The organism is Burkholderia sp. BCC1047, from assembly GCF_902833155.1.
Classification (GTDB): domain Bacteria; phylum Pseudomonadota; class Gammaproteobacteria; order Burkholderiales; family Burkholderiaceae; genus Burkholderia; species Burkholderia sola.
This window is the reverse complement of the sequence record NZ_CADFEH010000013.1, coordinates 137,351-155,060: the sequence shown is the minus strand read 5'-3', so window position 1 is coordinate 155,060 and position 17,710 is coordinate 137,351. Positions and strand designations below refer to the sequence as shown.

11 protein-coding genes are annotated in these 17,710 nt (G+C 60.1%); 1 reads left to right on the top strand and 10 read right to left on the bottom strand.

What is annotated here, in order from left to right; translation table 11 throughout:
- Nucleotides 1-21 precede the first annotated feature (21 nt).
- The gene (locus HWX55_RS16000) at nt 22-900 is read left to right on the top strand and encodes a MurR/RpiR family transcriptional regulator (protein ID WP_175976429.1); all 879 of its coding nucleotides are present in this window, start codon (nt 22-24) and stop codon (nt 898-900) included.
- Nucleotides 901-1,021: 121 nt separating this feature from the next.
- Here the strand turns inward: HWX55_RS16000 and tssJ are convergent, their stop codons facing one another.
- From tssJ to HWX55_RS15950, 10 genes are all read right to left on the bottom strand, one after another.
- Nucleotides 1,022-1,579 carry a type VI secretion system lipoprotein TssJ gene (gene tssJ, locus HWX55_RS15995; protein ID WP_244140585.1) on the bottom strand — a complete coding sequence of 186 codons (558 nt, stop codon included), beginning with the start codon at nt 1,577-1,579 and terminating at the stop codon, nt 1,022-1,024.
- Nucleotides 1,549-3,399 carry a type VI secretion system baseplate subunit TssF gene (tssF, locus tag HWX55_RS15990; protein ID WP_175976428.1) on the bottom strand — a complete coding sequence of 617 codons (1,851 nt, stop codon included), beginning with the start codon at nt 3,397-3,399 and terminating at the stop codon, nt 1,549-1,551. Before tssF ends, tssJ begins: the two co-directional genes overlap by 31 nt.
- Nucleotides 3,396-6,974: an ImcF-related family protein gene (locus HWX55_RS15985; RefSeq protein WP_244140584.1), complete on the bottom strand. Its 3,579-nt coding sequence runs from the start codon at nt 6,972-6,974 to the stop codon at nt 3,396-3,398. The genes tssF and HWX55_RS15985 overlap by 4 nt, the downstream gene beginning before the upstream one ends.
- Nucleotides 6,928-8,226, bottom strand: a complete 1,299-nt coding sequence (locus HWX55_RS15980) for a hypothetical protein (RefSeq protein WP_175976427.1) — start codon at nt 8,224-8,226, stop codon at nt 6,928-6,930. Before HWX55_RS15980 ends, HWX55_RS15985 begins: the two co-directional genes overlap by 47 nt.
- Nucleotides 8,226-8,486: a PAAR domain-containing protein gene (locus HWX55_RS15975; protein ID WP_175976426.1), complete on the bottom strand. Its 261-nt coding sequence runs from the start codon at nt 8,484-8,486 to the stop codon at nt 8,226-8,228. The genes HWX55_RS15980 and HWX55_RS15975 overlap by 1 nt, the downstream gene beginning before the upstream one ends.
- Nucleotides 8,487-8,575: 89 nt before the next feature.
- Nucleotides 8,576-9,241, bottom strand: a complete 666-nt coding sequence (locus HWX55_RS15970; RefSeq protein ID WP_175976425.1) for a hypothetical protein — start codon at nt 9,239-9,241, stop codon at nt 8,576-8,578.
- Nucleotides 9,205-11,577 (bottom strand): hypothetical protein, encoded by a 2,373-nt coding sequence (locus HWX55_RS15965; protein WP_244140583.1) that lies wholly within the window; start codon nt 11,575-11,577, stop codon nt 9,205-9,207. The genes HWX55_RS15970 and HWX55_RS15965 overlap by 37 nt, the downstream gene beginning before the upstream one ends.
- 73 nt (nt 11,578-11,650) lie before the next feature.
- Nucleotides 11,651-14,005, bottom strand: a complete 2,355-nt coding sequence (locus HWX55_RS15960) for a type VI secretion system tip protein VgrG (protein ID WP_175976423.1) — start codon at nt 14,003-14,005, stop codon at nt 11,651-11,653.
- 531 nt (nt 14,006-14,536) lie between these two features.
- Nucleotides 14,537-15,883 carry a nitrate/sulfonate/bicarbonate ABC transporter ATP-binding protein gene (locus HWX55_RS15955; protein ID WP_175882703.1) on the bottom strand — a complete coding sequence of 449 codons (1,347 nt, stop codon included), beginning with the start codon at nt 15,881-15,883 and terminating at the stop codon, nt 14,537-14,539.
- A gap of 11 nt (nt 15,884-15,894) precedes the next feature.
- A complete protein-coding gene (locus HWX55_RS15950; protein WP_175976422.1) occupies nt 15,895-17,649 on the bottom strand; it encodes an ABC transporter permease subunit in 1,755 nt (584 codons plus the stop codon).
- Nucleotides 17,650-17,710 lie beyond the last annotated feature (61 nt).

The window sequence follows — 17,710 nt, the reverse complement described above, 5'->3', positions numbered from 1 at the left end:
AGATAGAGAGCCGGAGTGCCGATGGGGACGAGCATCAGGGCGTTGTTGTTATCCCAGATGGATAGCTTCACGCCGTCGGAACAGAAGGTCGCGCACGCGTTGCTGGATCGCTATCCCAGTCTCGGGCTGGGCCCGATCGCGCAGTTCGCGAAGCAGGCGGAAGTCAGCGACCCGACCGTGTTCCGCTTCGTCGTCCGGATCGGCTTTCCGAACTATTCGTCGTTCCAGCAGGCGCTGCACGACGAGATCGACACCGCGATGAATTCGCCGCTCGCGCGGATGGATGCGTTTCATTCGGAAACGGGCATGCGCGACAACCATGCGGCGATTTTCCAGCGGCTGTCCGAATCGCTCGCGACCACGATCGATGGGCTCGACGCCGCCGCGTTCGATGCGGCCGTGGCGGTGCTGGCCGATCCGGACGTGCGCGTGTTCTGCGGTGGCGGTCGTTATACGGCGCCGCTCGCGTCCTTGTTCTCGTTCACGCTCGCCTATGCGCGGCCGCACGTGCAGTCCGTCGAGCCGAACGTGAATCTCGCGTCCGTCGCGCTGGCCGACATGGGGCGCAACGACGTGCTCGTGATCTTCGACTTTCGCCGCTACCAGAAGGACAGCATCCGCTTCGCGCAGGCCGCGCACCGGCTCGGCGCGCGGATCCTGCTGATCACCGACGAATGGCGCTCGCCGATCGGCGAGTTCGCGGAGATCGTGCTGCGGATTCAGGGTCGCCCTTTCGCGATGCTGCAGACCAACGTGCCGGCGCTGGCGCTCGCCGAAGCGCTGGTGATCGGCGTGACGAACCGGCTGCCGGAACTGGCGCGGCAGCGGATGGAGAAGATCGAGCAGCTCAATGCGGGCGGGATCGAGTGGGATGTGAGTCAGCGGGATTTGCCGGAGTGATGATGCATCGTCATTCGGGCTTGGGCGTCAGCGCTGGGCCTCGTGGCGTGTGCAATTTGAATCCCGAACGGCAAATTCGCACACGTAACGCGTCGGGCCAGCCACCGTCGCGTTCCCTCGTTCAGGGCACCAGCTCCATCCGGTTGCCCGTCACGATCAACTTGACGGGATCCGTCTTCTTCCACGTCGACTTCGGAATCACCAGTTGCCATTCGGCACCGCGCTGATCGCGGAAGAACCCGGCCACCCCCACAGCTTGCGCGTCGGCTGCCATTGGCGCGGACAGCGTCACCGAGGCACCAGGCACGAGCGTGGTCTCCATGCTGTCGAGCAGATCGGCCCTCAGTAACGCACTGTCGTCATCGAGCAGCGAGACGTAAGCTGCGTTCTCGAAGACCTTCACATCCTTCAACTGATAAACGCGCATCACGACCGGTAGCGATTGTCCCTGCTCGTTCTCGTTGAGCGCGGCGCGGCTTTCGATCACGAGGTTCATCTGCTTGACCTTCGTGACGAAAATCGCGCGTGTCATGCCGCCGACCGTTTCTTTCGTCGATTGCCACACCCCGCAGCCAGACAGCAACGCGGCCGTCATCGCAATAGCAGCCGCCAATCGAATGCTTCGCATCATCGGATGTGCTCGCGGCGTCACAGCCAATCTCCCGTCTTGATCGTGCATGGATAACGCCGGCTCGGGCCGCCCACGCCTTCATACAGAACGAGCCGCACTGCAAAATGGAAGCACGCATAGCGGCCGACGAAACGGCTGAGTACGTCGCCGAACAGCGCGACGTCACCCGGCCCGGCAAAACCCGACGGCTCGATACCCACGTTCACATTCACGATACGGTCGACGCGCGCCCCCACCCGTTCCGTTTCCTCATCGAGCCAAACGTAATGAATCGCGTCGATGCGTCGCCGGTTATCGTCATCTCGCGTCCAGTCGTACAACGACAGCGCGCCGCGCAGCACATTCGCGTCCATCATGTTCAGCTCGGTTGTGCCGGCCCCATTGAAGTGAGAAATCACCCGCCAGTCATAATCGCCGCCGCGCGGCGGATACAGCGGCATCGTCGGGGCCGTCAAATTGTGCACGCGCTCGACGCCATTGAAGGTCGAAGCAGGCGTGGTAACCATCGATTCACGCAGCGCCATGCGCGGCAGGCGCCCGTTGTTTGCCAGCACCCGGACCGTTACGTGTCCGTCCGGCAAGCTGCCCGGTTCCGCCCACAGATGCCCGCCCAACGTCACGACCATCTCGCGCTGGCCCGTTACGCCCTGCCGAATCGAAGCGTGGTAGTACCGATCCGGCGACTCGTGCCGGATCATCCCGCCGCGGTGCCGGAATGCCTTGATCGACTGATACGGGTATTGCCTCGCGGTACGCGGATCAGTCGCCACCACCGACAATACATCGTAGGGCTCGACGTGCTCGCCTGCGGAGGCCGGGGCGTGCACCGGATAGTCGCGGTCATGCGCATTGGGGCGGATTGCCTGCGCGTCCAGTTCGAGCAGATTGATCACCGGCGTGCAGAACAACCGGATGTTGTCCGCACAGAACGTGACGTCACCGGGGATCCGGTCTCGAATCACGATTTCGAATTCAAGACGTGTTTCGCCCGGCGGCACGCTGGCCGCGTCGAAACCGCACAAATCCACGAAGTGGAACTTTTCGGGGAACGCGAAATATTCGAGCATCGTCTGCTCGCGGTCGAGATCGACGTCGCGTACATCGAGGTCGGTCGGCCACAGTCGCGCCTGCGCGCCGAAGCCCGCCGCCTCGATCGTCATCGCCGGGCGCGGTTGTAGCTGGCCGTCGAGCAGGCGCGGCATGCGCACGCCGATCGACTCCACCTGGCGCGTGAAAACCGCGTACAGCGCCGATGCAGTCGGGCGGTCGCCATGCAGGTATAGCCGGATACGCGACAGGTCGTCCACCAATCGCTGCTCGCGGTGCAGCAGGTCGAACGCGAGCCGGATTACCGTACGGCCGTCCTCGCGCATGCGCGCGCCCGCCTCGCGCACGTTGAGCGGTAGCAAGTGTATCGCCCGAGTGGTTCGATAGACGCATATCGTCCCGTCCGGTCCGACCGGTGTCGAACGTACCTGCAACCCGGGCGGTAACGTATCGAGTATCCGTGCCTCGCCGGTACGCGGCACACACTCGAGGATGGTCAGCGACGGAATCGTGCGGCCTGTATGCGGCCACAGATGATCGAGCAGTGGATCGGTGATTTCCGGCGCTGCGTCGTCGAGCTTCATCCGCAGCCGGCTCGTGAGAAACGCGAAACCCTCGTAGGTCTGCTCGACACTGTCGTGGCGCGCGCCAGGCATCGTCATTCCCACACGGCGGGCGCCTTGTGGCTGGGACCGCGCGAATTCCCTCCCCGCCTCGCGCAGATAACGCATCTCCGCATCGAAGTAGCGCAGGTATCGATCATCATCCGCACCGAAACCGCTCTCTGCAGGCTTCGTCGGATTGTTCTTGTCTTCACTCATGGCTGGAAATCCGGTGGCAGCGGCGGCAGAAGCGGCGGCGTCGGCACGGCCCCCGCCTTGCCGACGACGAAAATGCGATCCGGCATGCGGAATCCGCGCAGTTTCAGCAAGTCGATCGGCCCGGCGCCGACCCGCGTACGCAATACGTACGACAACGGCTCGCTGCTCCCCGTGTTCCACGTGAGCCGATAGCGCGTGCCATCGAGCGGCTTGATCTCAGCCTCGCTCAACAGACGCAGGAATGCCCAATCGCCGGCCGAATCAAATGCCTGTCGCACGCCTGCGTCGCGCGTCTGCCATGTGAGCCTCGCGTGCCCGTTCAGGCCGTTGCCGGGCCATGCCACTGGGATCCAGCGCTCCTGCTGATTGAAATAGACGATCTGCATGCCGTCGACCGACAGTTCCGATCGCGTCACGTTCGGCGTCGGCAGCGCCATCATGTCGAATTTCTCCCCGGCATCGGCCTGCGGGTAGAGCTGTGCCCCAACCGTCGACAACTGCCGGACGGCACTCAGGAATGTCGGATCAAACTGCAAGGCCTGCGGTGCAAGTTCGCTGGGCGCCCAACGATCGCCCTCGAGTTTCATCACGCCGGCCAGTTGCGTCGTGATGAAGCGCGAAATCAAGCTGGTATCGGGTCGTACATAGCGGCCAAGTTCGGCGAAGGACGCATCGGCCTGCGTATCGAAGAACGGATAGCGGCCGCTCATCGCTGCGTTGAACGGTGCGGCAACACCGGCTCGCCATGCGTCATTCAAGCTCGCGGCGGCCGGTTGCAAGACCATCTGCCATGCGGTTTCAAGCGGCTGCGCAAACACCGTATCGCCGAAGCCCGCCCACCCCGTACCCAGGCTCGCGGCCGTGAGCGCCGCGTCGTTGCGCGCCTGGGACAATTCCGACAACTTGCCTTGAAACACGGCCTGGGCGAGCGAGCGCGCCATTACCTGAGCGTCCGGACTGCCGGCGACCTGCTGCAGCTTCAGCCGCATCGTCGTGACCGCCGTCAGGTAGCGCGACAAGCTGACACCGCTTAGCGCGATGTCGGCTGACGTGGCACGCTTTCCATTTCCCGCGGCAGGCGACGCGCCCGTGTCGCCCATCAGCACCAGCAGCGGGCCAAACGCCTTGTCGAGCGGGTTGACGACGGTCGCACCTGCCTGCTCGTCAGCCCCGATCAGGTTTTGCGCCTTTTTCACCAGGGTGGCGGCCAGCGCCTGCGACGGTCGGCCCGTGTGCGCCTGATACTGCACGGATTTCATCAACGCGATCAACGGGGACGTCTGCGCGTCTGCCAGTCGAGAAAGCTGTTCGACCGCGCCACCGAGGTTCGACGTCGGTTGCCACTGCATGCTGTTGAGCATGCGCTGCCATGCCGCCGTGTACTCGCCAAAATACCGGGCCGTCAATCGCTGCTTCAGTTCCTCGGCCGCGCGTTTCTCATCGTCGATCGCCGTGGTTTGGGTCATACCGTTCGCGAGCGTATTGCCGATCCTCTGCGAAGTCTGCGAACCGGACAACACCCAGTCACCGCTGATCCGGCGTTCGTGCGACGCCTTGTCGATTGCCGATGCAACCATGCCGTCCCACGCCGCACGCGTATAGATCCCCGGGACGGTCTGTGATGCCTTGAACATTCCATGCACATCTGCGCCATTCAGCAGCGTTTCGAGCGACGCGTCGGCGTATTTGTTTTTGACTTCGTCGAGGATACGTTGGTACACCGTGTCGTCCGCCGACGCGAGTCCCATCTGCGTGATCAGCATGTTGCGGGTCGAGGTCACGATGCGGTCGTCCGTCGCTATCCGCCATTCGGGATGCGCTTTCAGGTGATCGGCGTAGAAGCCTGCAAGCCGTCTGCCGGTATCGTCACGCTCGCCGAGCGGCATCTCGACCGGCCGCGCCCATAGGGTGACGAGCGTGCGCTTCAGAAATGCGGGTTCGGCGCGCAATGGCTCGCCGAGCATCAGATAAGTCTTGAGCGCGTTGTAGGTACTACGTCGCGTGTCCTGCGATTGCAGGCTATCGGCGCGCGCCTGATCTGCTGCCTTCAACAGTTCGCCAATCGTTTGGACGACAGGCGCCTGCAAGTTGCGGGTCGCAGCGATTCGGTACGGGTGCCAGAGACTGGCGAGGATATCGTCATTGCGAGACAGGGCCGCCCGCAGGTGCCACGGTGCGCCATGCTGCTGCCGGTATTCGAGCCTTTCCATCAACTGTTGTAACGCCAGTTGCGCGCGCCAGGCGGCTGCGGTCTGCGGCCGCGCATCGACCGCCGCGCGCGCTGCCGCCTTCGCTTCGCGCATGAGTTGCTGGTTACCGACGAACGATGCGGTCATCCATGCGCACCACGCGATCGCCGCAACGGTCACGCCCATCGCCAGCGCATCCGGCCAGTAGAATCCGACCCGCCGGCCAATGCGTCGCCGGCTGGCGATTGCGCGCCACGCGGGTAGCAGTGCAGGCGGTTGCTGCGGGACCTCGATCGGGATGTTGGTCACCGTTGTGCTCGCGTCCGCAGCGATCGGCACTGGCGTCGGCATCGCCGCTGTCGCCGTAAATACGGGGGCGAACATCACGTCCGCCAGCGGCGCGCGCAGCCACTGCGATGCACGAAGCGCTTGCCAGCCGGTAACGATGTGTTCGAGCTGTGTCCCGATGTATTGCGAGATTTCGGCTAGATAGCTGACCCGAGTGGGCGCTGTACATTGCTGCACGCCCGCGTCCGCCGTACCACGCTCGATCGCGGCAAGTTGATCGCGCAGGACCAGCGCCGGCTGCTCCCCCTTGTATGCCGCCCGCGGAAATGCACCGATCGCTTCGAACGTCTCGGGTCGATCGCCCTGCGCCGGCACGGCGTGCAGCACCGTGACAGGCGCGGCCCAGCCAATGTCGGCGGCCAGCGCGGCGAGGACGCGCGGCAATTCGATATCGCGCTCGTCCACGTGCGTGACGTGCACCACGCCGTCGACCGGCCGTCTGCTCCGCAGCTTACGGATCTGCCGGCGCCACACGCCCGCGTCGATGCCGTCCGGTGCTGCGTGCACGAGGATCGTATTGCCAACCGGCATCGCGCCCGCGCGCTTCAGGCCCGGCGCAACCTGATCGAGCAATGTGTCCGCGCCGTGCACCATCAGCCACGGTGAGCGGTATCGCCAGCGCCGGCCCTGCGATACCCGTAGTTCCTCGAACAGGCGTTGCAGACGGGCATCGCGTTTGATCTGCTGTCCCGTCGCAGCCTCCTTCTCGCCGGTTTGCAGACGAAATAGTTTGGCAGCGCCCACATATGCGCCAGTCGATATCGCAATCAGATGAATGATCACGATGACAACCAGCAATACCGGAATACCGATCAATGCCAGTGTGCGAGGCGTGCCATCGGGGACGCCGAGGCGCTCGCCCTGGAACCAAGCCAGCACAAGCGCTGCAACGGCAATAACCAACGCGGCAAGAGGCAGCCCCCAGACTGCGACCCGGCTGTGAGCTTCTTCGGTTAACGCCGCTTGAGGCTGCGCGTTATGCAGGTTATTTTTAGATATCGACATGCGTTGAAGCCGTTTGATCTTGGGGTAAGACATGGAGGATGGCCGACTGCGAACCATCGACGACGAGTTGCGGTCCGTCACTGGCACCGGACTCGATCGCCGCAGCGATCGCCAGCAGACCGTTCGCTGCCCGCATGTCGCCAACAATACGATCCAGCCGACTCTGCGCAGCGTCTTTTGCTGCAATCACAAACCCTGCAGCGTTCAAAGCGCGGTCGAAATTTTCAACCGGCCGCGTTATCCACGCGCGCGTCACCGACGCGGGATCGGCTTTGCCCCAGATCGCGGCGTTCGCGAAACCATATTCTGATTCGGCGGAATCACCTGCAACGGGCCTATGTAGCGCAGCCTTTCGGCTGACCTCGTGCGGGAGCCCGAAACAGCCGGCATCGAGCAACGCAGCCACACATCCTTCGGCGAGGCTCTCATCGATATCATCGTCGTACCACGCCGTAGCGATGACGAGGAGCGGACGGGATTCATGCACATCGAGCCATACATCGGCCACAAGCAACCCGTCGGCAGCCGGAACGGCCCGGACTTCCAAGGGCGGAAGCGCCGCCAGATGCATCGCAGCACGAACCTGGGTCAAACGCATGTTCGCGACGTCCGACTCGGCCAATACGCGTACTTGGGGCCAATATGCCCTTTCGTATCGAGTTAATGCGTGAATGCTTCCAGCGAGAGGCTCAAGCGCAACGCGGATCATCTGCACAACTGGATCGGCCTTCTTCGGTACGGCAGCATTGTCAGTTGGGGTTTCCTCTTCATCCGCCATGAATGAAGCGTCCAGTGGCGGATCATTCGACGGGTCGTCCAGTAGCGGGTCGTTGTCCTCAAAGCGATTGCACAAAACTTTTCCTGAGCCGTGCCGTGGGGCTTGCACCTTCATGAGGGAGCGTTTCCCCATCAGAACGTCGGACAGAGATGTCCCACCAAGAGGCAGGCAATAGCCTGCGCCGAGTACATAAAGCGGTCGCTGCGCGAACCCGATCTTCTTAGCGAGCCAGCGGTCACGATGATGGTTGCGCCAGTATGCGCGATACCACAGCCCCTCGTAGCCTGCGCGGCCAAAGCCGAGCAGGACCAGAAACAGCCCGTTCGGCACCCCAATAATCAAGCCCCAAAACCTAAGGCCACTCGCAGGCTCGCTTTTCGGCCATGCCAGCAAAACGACTACCGGGCCCAACACATTACAAACGAACCAAGTTAATGCCCACGGCCAGAAACGCATCCTGAGTGGATACGCGCTGGGGCGTCCGGCAGGAGAAAGATCGACCGGCATTACTCGAAGTGGACGTTCGCTAGCGACGAAATCAATCGACAACCACATGCACATCGATGGCCGTCCAGCGCGAACAGCTTCTCGTCGCGATCGGAATACTTGTCGGCGCCCTCGTCAATGACGGTCGGACCATGCAAGTCGCAGGTCGCGTTATCGCCTTTACGTGCAAGTGGCCTGTCCATGAACATCGTCCATGGCGAGCCGCTGGTGACTTCGCCGCCATGTTCGAGCTTGTCACCTTTGCGAATGAGAGATTGCATATATCGGCTATCTAGTTGAGTAGGGTTTTTTGGAATTCCCGGCACACCGCGCGCCCAAGCGCACGGACAAATTAATAGCGAATTAAAGTCTATCGACCCCCTTCATTTGTTTCAGGAACTGTCGATCGCAAGGCAACAACTTCAATTCCGCCAAGCACCACAGGAACTCGATCGCTTTCCTTTTTTGCAAGCCCCCTCCCTATAACCTCAAACGAGAAACACGGAAAATATATTGCATTAGGACATATTAAAAAATAATCAGGAACACGCACCCTTTCTCGATCGCCATATACTGAATTAACATAGGCAACGGTTCCATCCCATCCTTTTCCTTCATATTTCCTTTGCCATACGATATTGCGCGCATATCGCCCACCAGAATCTTCCAAAGCAATTTCGTCGACTGCGGTAGTTTTATTCGCAACACTCGAACCTGACACACTCGGCCCAGCCACAAAGCAACTAAACGATAGCTTCCCGCGTATAGCCGACCTATCCAGCTTCATCACAATATAAAAATCAAACGATATAATCCCATTATTTACATTCACAGACGAATCAACGGTTTTTGATGATATATTTTCACCGAGAATATACCCACACCGACTCTCCAACAGAAATATATTATCCCTATAATTGGATCGACCATCAGGAGCCAACTCAGCTATCGCAGCCCCATCGAGCCCCAAAAATGCCACCAACGCTAAAAATAAATTTCTCACGACAACTTCCGCCTTGTGAAATTTTCCGGCCACGTTAGATCCTCTTGATTTGGGCCCTTGAAAACCGCAATATCAGTCAGAACCATTATCGCATTAGTGAACGACGTCGATCGATCTACTAGACCATTCATGTTTGGTGGATTTTTGCCAGTAGCCCCCGGATAATTCACTGCTGCAGCGCAATTCGCAAAGGACTGGTTGTAATACCACACCTTAACACCGGCATTTGTTCGAATTGTCCTTCTTTCGCTCACACTCATCTCATCCGCATATTTATTCGCATTATCCACCCGTGGTCGCGACGGATTGCTCGCCGTTGGCATTGATTTTCCGGACCAAACCCAATAAGCACCTGCACTATGACTCGCATGGCAAACATCTCTTGCAACCTCATTTCGCCACCGCAACTCCTGCTCCCCCGGTGGCAAACTCGGGTTTCGACCAATGAATTTAAAATATTTATAATAGTTATTATTTCCACCACCCATATTTCCGTTAGGATTTGTCAATTGCAAAAAACCCCGACCAAACCAACCGCCGTGCAGATCTGTCGCGCCATCATTGCGATTCCCTTCCGTAAGATAGCGGAACCACCCCGTTTCCTGTGTAGCATTTGCCATAAAACACGCCTGTCGGCCAGGGGTATCAAGCTTGAACTTCCTCATCGAATTGTTCAAACCCAGTCCAAATCTATCAAGCAAAGATGAAGCATAATCTGGATTCGGCGATTCCCATACTCCCTGAGAGGGCGAATTATGCGACCCGGGCTTTCTAATAACGCGATCCGGTATAAGCCGAAGCATCTCCTTCTTACTCAGCCACCCGCATTTCCTGAAGTGCCGGATAAATTCAAGCGGATGAAAATACCAGAACTTCTGATCTGCTAGCGACGATTCGGACGACAACTTGTCCAGAAACTGAAAGTTTCCGAGAAAATTAATAAACGAGGCATAGCCATCTGGGTTGGTATCTTTCTGCTTGCCAAAGAATCCATCTGGTTCATTCAGACCTTTATAGCGATCGTCGTTGTGCGACGGATCCCACTCACTGCGCGCGTTGAACACCAACCCTCTGAGCTTTGTGCGCACACCCTCTGCATTCCGCACATAGCCTGCGAGCAACTGATTGGCATTATCGTCGTTGTTATTGTCGTATTCGAGCGGCTGGATCATTCCGGACGTTGCCTGCGGATCAGCAACGCCGGTCAGACGGCAAAGCTCATCGTATCCGCATAACCCATCCTGATTAAACGGTGTATTGCTTTCATCAACTTTTTTCCAGCCCTTGAAGAATGGAAAGTCGGCGTCCGACAATTTGATGATCTCGTCAGCAGCGATGTTGACATATCCTTGCGTGCCACTCTCATCGATTGGCACTGCGACCCAAGTAGCAGGAGCCTCTCCCGGCACCACCGTACTTGAAAGAATTCGCCCAAAGCGCAGCATTTCGTAACCATCGCTCGGACACTCTGAATAGAGTGCTACCGCTCGATCATACAGATCATATTCATACTGTTCCGTTTCTCCGTCGTACGGGTCAGCAACTGGAACTTGTGTAAGCAGGATAACGTCGCCGCTGCTACCACGGTCGATCCACGCGCATGTATAGCGCCGCCCCTTGTTGAACCACGCTTCCACATAAAGGATGTCTTGCTCACCAATTGAGCCGCCTGGCAGTCGCGGAAACCAGTCGTCCGTCATACCCGCCGGCTGCGCGACAAAATCCTGCGGACCCTTAATGATGAAATAGGAATGTCCCCAGTAGTCACTCGACGCAGGCTGAACAGGATCCTTCTCACCCAATTGAACCTGGTGGCCCTCCTGATCAAACCAGGCTGTAAAGTCAGCATCCGACATGAAAACTTCGAAATGCAGATGCCGCACCCCCTGATGCTGACCGACGTACCCGAGCATGTCCTTGCGGTACACCTTCTTTGTGCCGCCCGGCTGAACGACTCCGTCTTTGCCGCCCGCCGTATCGAGCAGCCATTTGGGGAGGACATGCATCGATCCCTCGGCCGGCGGATCGGTTGGCTGAGGAGCAAGCCACTCCTGTCCGGTCATGTCCAGCAAATGCATATATAGTGAGTAGAACGTGATCGTTCGCCCATGTCCTGTCTCGGTCTTATGTCTGAGTAAGACAAATCCCGCATTCGAGTTCAGCGCCGGTTGTCCAGTCGGATCTTTCGCGCCATCAGACAGAGCGCTTTTGCAAACGCGATACGCGACCACCTCGCCGTCAGCAATTGCCCGCACCGGTTCGTGCTGCTCGCCCGGATCCAGGTGAATGCCACAGTGAAAGCGCCGGTCGAAGGCAACGGGATAGACCCCATGATGACCAATCTCGAACTGATCGACGACGTCCATCATAGGGTCCGTCTTTGACGCATCACCAGACGTCGCGCCCGATACGGGAAGGAAGGGAGGGCTGATGATCATGGCTTCAGTGGGACGACGAGTACCGGTCAGAAATCTTCAGGTTGGCCTGCGGTAGCGACGGCAATGGTGTCGTGACGTTGTTCGGCCCGTGAAACGAGAATGACGCCGCCTTTATCGTGAAGGCGCCGGGACAGTGAAATGTCATGTTGCCGTTCTCGATTACCAGCGAAGCTCCACCGCTGTTGAGTGTGATCTTCGACTTGGCCGACACTTGGACGTCCGCACTTTGGCTCGCGACGCGCAACTGCTGCTTCGCGAACAAGTCCATCCCGTCCGTAAGCGCCGCCATCATGACCTTGCCCTTCGCTGCGACAAAATTCAGCCCGAGCTTGTGCGCACACAGCGAGATCAGGTCACCCGCCACCATGCGCAGCCGCCTGACGATGCTCACGTCCATGTCCCGGCCTGCGGTGACGATCACGTTCTCGCCCGTCGATTGCTGCAGTGATTTCGGTGTCACGAATGCGATGCCGCCGGGGGCACTCGCAAGCAGCCCCGCGTCGCGAAGCTGATCGAGGCCTTCGAGCAGCGCCGTCTGCGTCGCGCGGTCCGCAGGGTCGGCCTTGGCTTGCGTCGTCGCAGCCGCGAGGTCCGTTACGCGCTGCAATGCTGTCTTGAGTTGCGCGATAGCGGCGGGCATGTCGAGATGCGGTGTCTCGGATCCACCTGCTGCGTCTGCCGAAACGAACAGCCCCTTCGGCGCGCGCAACGTGCCCCAGTTCTGCGTGGTCAATTCGAAACCCTGGCCGCGCTTGTTCTTGTCCCGGTCGACCAGATGGCCCATGTTGAGCGACGACTGCCCGAATACCGTCGCCAACCGGATGCCCTCGTGGTCTTTCAGATCCTCGAAACGCAACTTGTTGCCGAGCAATGGCGAGCGAAACACGGCGCGGCTGTACCACCCTTCCTTGCCGTGGACGAGGTCGCGACGCGCATGGTCATGCAGCGCCCCTGCGATCAGCAGGCGGTCGCAATTTCCCTGGGTCGCGACGACGCGTACTTCGGACCGCGGCAGCAAGGGGATGTGCAGGCCGCCCTGATACGACGCCGACGTACGCAGCACACGCAACGGCATGCTGTTCGTGCCGCGCTTGCCGCTGTGCCGGGTGAACAGGAGCCTGACGCGATAGCGGCCATATTCGTCCATCCATGCGTACGGCTCGTCATCGCCGGACTCGACCACACCGATCAGCATGCCGGCGATCCATCGCCAATGCTTTTCAGGAACGTATTCGGGCCGGTAGGTCTGATGCGCGGGGATCGCTTCGAAGGTGTTGACCACCGACTGGCTCCGGCTACCGGTCGTGACGAGCTTCGTGATCACCATCCCGTGCGGCGCCTCGTGCACCTCGTCATTGGTGATCCGCACCACCATGCCAGGCGTCATGCCGATGACGTTACTCGTGCCCGTGAGCCGCACTTGCCGCGTGAGCAGTTCGTCACGCCGCGCGTCAGCCAGCGCCTGCCCTTCCTCGACCGAATGGAAATGCTCGATGCTGCAGTTGACGCTCCCGTATACCGAGCGGTCGTCATGGGCCACGATCGATTCGACCTGCAGCGGATCGTCGGGTCTGCGGTAGTTGCGATCCCATTCGCGCACCGTCTGCGGCACCAGCGCGCGCGTGACTTCCAGCGTCAGAATCGCCTCGTGCCAACTCGTCAGACCGGAATGCGGCATCAACGGCACCTCGAGCGCTCGCATATAGCCCCGAGGCGTATTGCCGAACACTAACGTGTCGCGTTGCGGGCCTTCCTCTTTCTTCGCCTGCTTGAAGTAGTAATAGACCCCCGCGCGACGGCAATGCCGGTCGATAAAGTTCGCGACCGTCTCTTCGTACATCACGGTTTGCTCGAGCTTCCCGTCGAGCCCTTCCAGTTCGAACTCGACGTCGAAGGATTGGAACAGATTGCGATCGACGATCATGTCGCTCAGCAACTCGCGAAACGACCTGTCCAGCAATACGGCCGAATCGTGCACCTCTTCAAGCAGCGAGAAACGCGGCTTCAGATGGACTTGGTAGGTCGCTTCGTCGCGAGACGTCTTGACGCGAGTCCATTGCGTTACGACACCGTGCACGGTACGCGCCGCATGCCGAACAGGATCGATCACAGCCGCCATCGAGGGCACGGAAGCGTGTTCCTCGATCGTGAAGACTGCCGGCTGGCCCACAATCGTCGCACCGTCGATCCGCTTGTCCTGCGAGGTCACGATGATGTCCGCGAGGAATCGCGTATTCATTTCCTCGGTCAGAACGAATGACAGAACGGAGACCGGCGCATCGAGCGCCGCGATCTCGAGATGCAGCGGTTGGGTAACGACCGAATTGGGGTGTTTCAGTACATCCTGAATGGTTCGCATGGTTGCCGTTGAACGAGAGGTTTTACACCGGCACGTTCTCCCATTCACGCTCAGGGACGCAGTGCCACAACGCTCTCGCCAGTGAAGCATGTGTTCACGAAAATGAACACGCACCGGTCACATATCCGGAAATTCGGAATTTTTACAGAATCATATAAATCACTTGTTTATTTTATAAATTTTTATTTAATTCTAATCAAATTTCTATTTTTCTTATCTCTTATTACCTCAAACCGCGATATCCACAAGCATCGTTAAAATATAACAATCGAATGAAAAATACAGGTCTTCATGTGCCATAATCAGGACTCTCAGCCACCACAGGAGACAGCTACTCCTATCGAAACGCAAGTAGATTTCATACAGGACGATATCCTAAAAATCCCCTATAAACCCTCGACACGTCTAACGCTATCAAGCCACCATTCTGATAAATAACCGAATTTTGAAATGTAGAAAATTGTCACGCCCAACGTCGGCGCGACATCGGTGACGGAGGAATGTCGCGCCCTACATATCTACTTTTCGACTTTACGACTCGACATCCTCCAGACTGAACACTTCCGTCTTGTCGTTGTACGAAAAGACCTCCCCGTACCGCCCCCAGTCGATCACCGCATCGAGCGTCTCCTCCGCCGCTTCGTCGGACAAGAAATCCTCCAGTTCCTGCTCGAAGCGCACGCGCGGCGCGCGATGGCCCGGACGTTCGTTGAGCACCTTCCGAATCCGCGCGGCAAGCGGCACATGTTTCAGCAGATGATCCGCGAACATCAGCTTGCGCTCCTGCGTGCCGAATTCCGCGAACACGCGTGCGGGCGGCGTCAGGAACACGTCGCCTTCGCGCACGTCCGCGAAGCCGAGGTGCTGCAGTACTTCCGCGATCGGAAACAGTTCGTCGACTTCCAGATGCAGTGAGCGCGCGATTTCCGGCATGTCCGCGCGGCCGTGGTACGGCGCCATCGCGAGCGTCTCGATCAGGCCAGCCATCAGGTTGGTCGACACGCGCGGCATCCAGCTACCCAGTTCCAGCCCCTTCTTCGTCGCTTCGCCGGTCTGACGGGCGGTCATCTTCGCGTAGATGTCGTCGACGAGCTTGCGGAAATCGGTGTCGAGCCGGTTGCGCGGGTGCTTGAACGGCACCTTGATCTCGGCGATCACCCGGCCCGGGTTCGACGACAGCACGAGGATCCGGTCGCACATGAACACCGCTTCCTCGATGTTGTGCGTAACGATCAGCACGGACTTGATCGGCATACGGCCTTGCGTCCACAGATCAAGCAGGTCGGTACGCAGCGTCTCGGCCGTCAGCACGTCGAGCGCGGAGAATGGCTCGTCCATCAGCAGAATCGTCGGATCGACGACAAGCGCACGTGCAAAACCGACACGCTGGCGCATCCCGCCCGACAATTCTCGCGGGTACGCATTCTCGAAGCCGTCGAGGCCGATCAGGTCGATCGCGGCGAGCGCACGCTCGCGCCGCTCGCGCGCGCCGACGCCAAGCGCTTCCAGCCCGGCTTCCACGTTCTGCAGCACGGTGAGCCAGGGGAACAGCGCGAAGGTCTGGAACACCATCGCCACGCCTTCGGCCGGGCCGCGCAGCGGCTTGCCGAGATAGGTCACTTCGCCGCCGGTCGGCTCGATCAGCCCGGCGATGATCCGCAACAACGTCGACTTGCCCGACCCCGACCGGCCGAGCAGGCCGACAATCTCGCCTTCGCGCAGCGACAGGTTCGCATCGTCGAGCACGAGCAGTTCGCCCTGCGACTTGTTGAAGCCGCGGTTCACGTGCTCGACGCGCAGGATTTCTTCGCCGAGCCGCGGCGGCTGCAGCGGCTGGGACGTCTTGACGGGGGCGTTGATAACGGTCGAATTTTGCATCGCGCTTACTCTCAATCGAGACGGAGCCGGGATTCCGCATAGGCGTACATCGGACGCCACAGCAGGCGGTTGAACAAGGTAACGAACAGGGACATCACGGCGATGCCCAGGATGATCTTCGGGAAATCGCCGGCGGCGGTCGTTTGCGCGATATACGAGCCAAGGCCGTGCGCGACGACCTTCGTGTCGCCCCACTGCACGAACTCGGACACGATGCTCGCGTTCCACGCGCCGCCCGACGCGGTGATCGCGCCCGTCACGTAGTACGGGAAGATGCCGGGCAGCATCGCCTGGCGCCACCACTGCCAGCCGCGGATGCGGAAATTCTTCGTCGCTTCCTTGTAATCGTTCGGATAGGACATCGCGCCCGCGATCACGTTGAACAGGATGTACCACTGCGTGCCGAGCACGATCAGCGGCGACAGCCAGATGTCCGCGTTCAGGTGAAAATGGACGATGACGATCACGAACACCGGAAACAGCAGGTTCGCCGGGAACGCGGCGAGGAACTGCGCGAGCGGCTGGATCTTCTCGGCCAGCTTCGGGCGCAGCCCGATCAGCACGCCGAGCGGCACCCAGATCACCGATGCGATCGCGATCAGCACCAGCACGCGCAGCAGCGTGATGAGCCCGAGCACGAGCACGTGGCCGATCTCGGCCATCGTCACGCCGGTCGCGACGAAGCTGACGACGCGCCACGCGACGTACACCGTCAGCAGGATCACGAACGCGGCCCACACGATGTCGCCGATGCGCGACGAACGGCGCGCCGATGCGCCGCGAGCGCGCGTGCCCGCTAGCGACGGCACGCGCAGCGGAATCCGCGCGGCCTGCGACAGCAGCCAGCCGGCCGGTACGAGCAACTGATGAATCAGGTGCGTGCGACGCATCATGTCGAGCAGCCACGATTGCGGCGCATCGCCCGACGCGGTGTTCTCCATCCGGAACTTGTCGGCCCACGCAACGAGCGGGCGGAACAGGAACTGGTCGTAGGCAAGAATCACGACCGACATCGCGACGATCACCCAGCCGACCGCGCCGAGATTCTTGTCGGAGATCGCCTGCGCGAGATACGCGCCGATGCCCGGCAGCGTGATCGTCTGGTTGCCGACGGTGATCGCCTCCGACGCGACGACGAAGAACCAGCCGCCCGACATCGACATCATCATGTTCCAGATCAGGCCCGGCATCGAGAACGGCACTTCGAGCTTCCAGAAGCGCTGCCACGGCGTCAGATGAAAGCCGCGCGACACTTCGCTCAGGTCGCGCGGCACCGTGCGCAGCGATTGATAGAAGCTGAACGTCATGTTCCATGCCTGGCTCGTGAAGATCGCGAAGATCGCGGCCAGCTCCGCACCGAGCACGCGGCCCGGAAACAGCGCGAGGAAGAACGTGACCGTAAACGAGATGTAGCCGAGCACCGGCACCGACTGCAGGATGTCGAGGATCGGAATCAGCACCATGCCCGCGCGGCGGCTTTTCGCGGCGAGCGTGCCGTAGACGAGCGTAAACGCGAGCGACGCGACCATCGCGGCGAGCATCCGCAGCGTGGTGCGCAGTGCATATTCGAGCAGGTTCGACGGATCGAGCGAGATCTTCTGCGTCTGCAGCACGCCGATCGGCGCCATCGTCTCGTGAAAGCCGACGATCGCCATCGCAAGGATGCCGATGATCAGCGGAAACGCGACCGCGTCCCAGCGGTTGGGCAGCACGCGCCACGCGGACGCGTTGGCGGTGCGATTCGGATCGAAGAAACGGATATCCATCGGTAGCGGCTTGTGTCTTGTGTTGAATTAAAAATCGATGGGGCCGGACGCATGCCGCGCA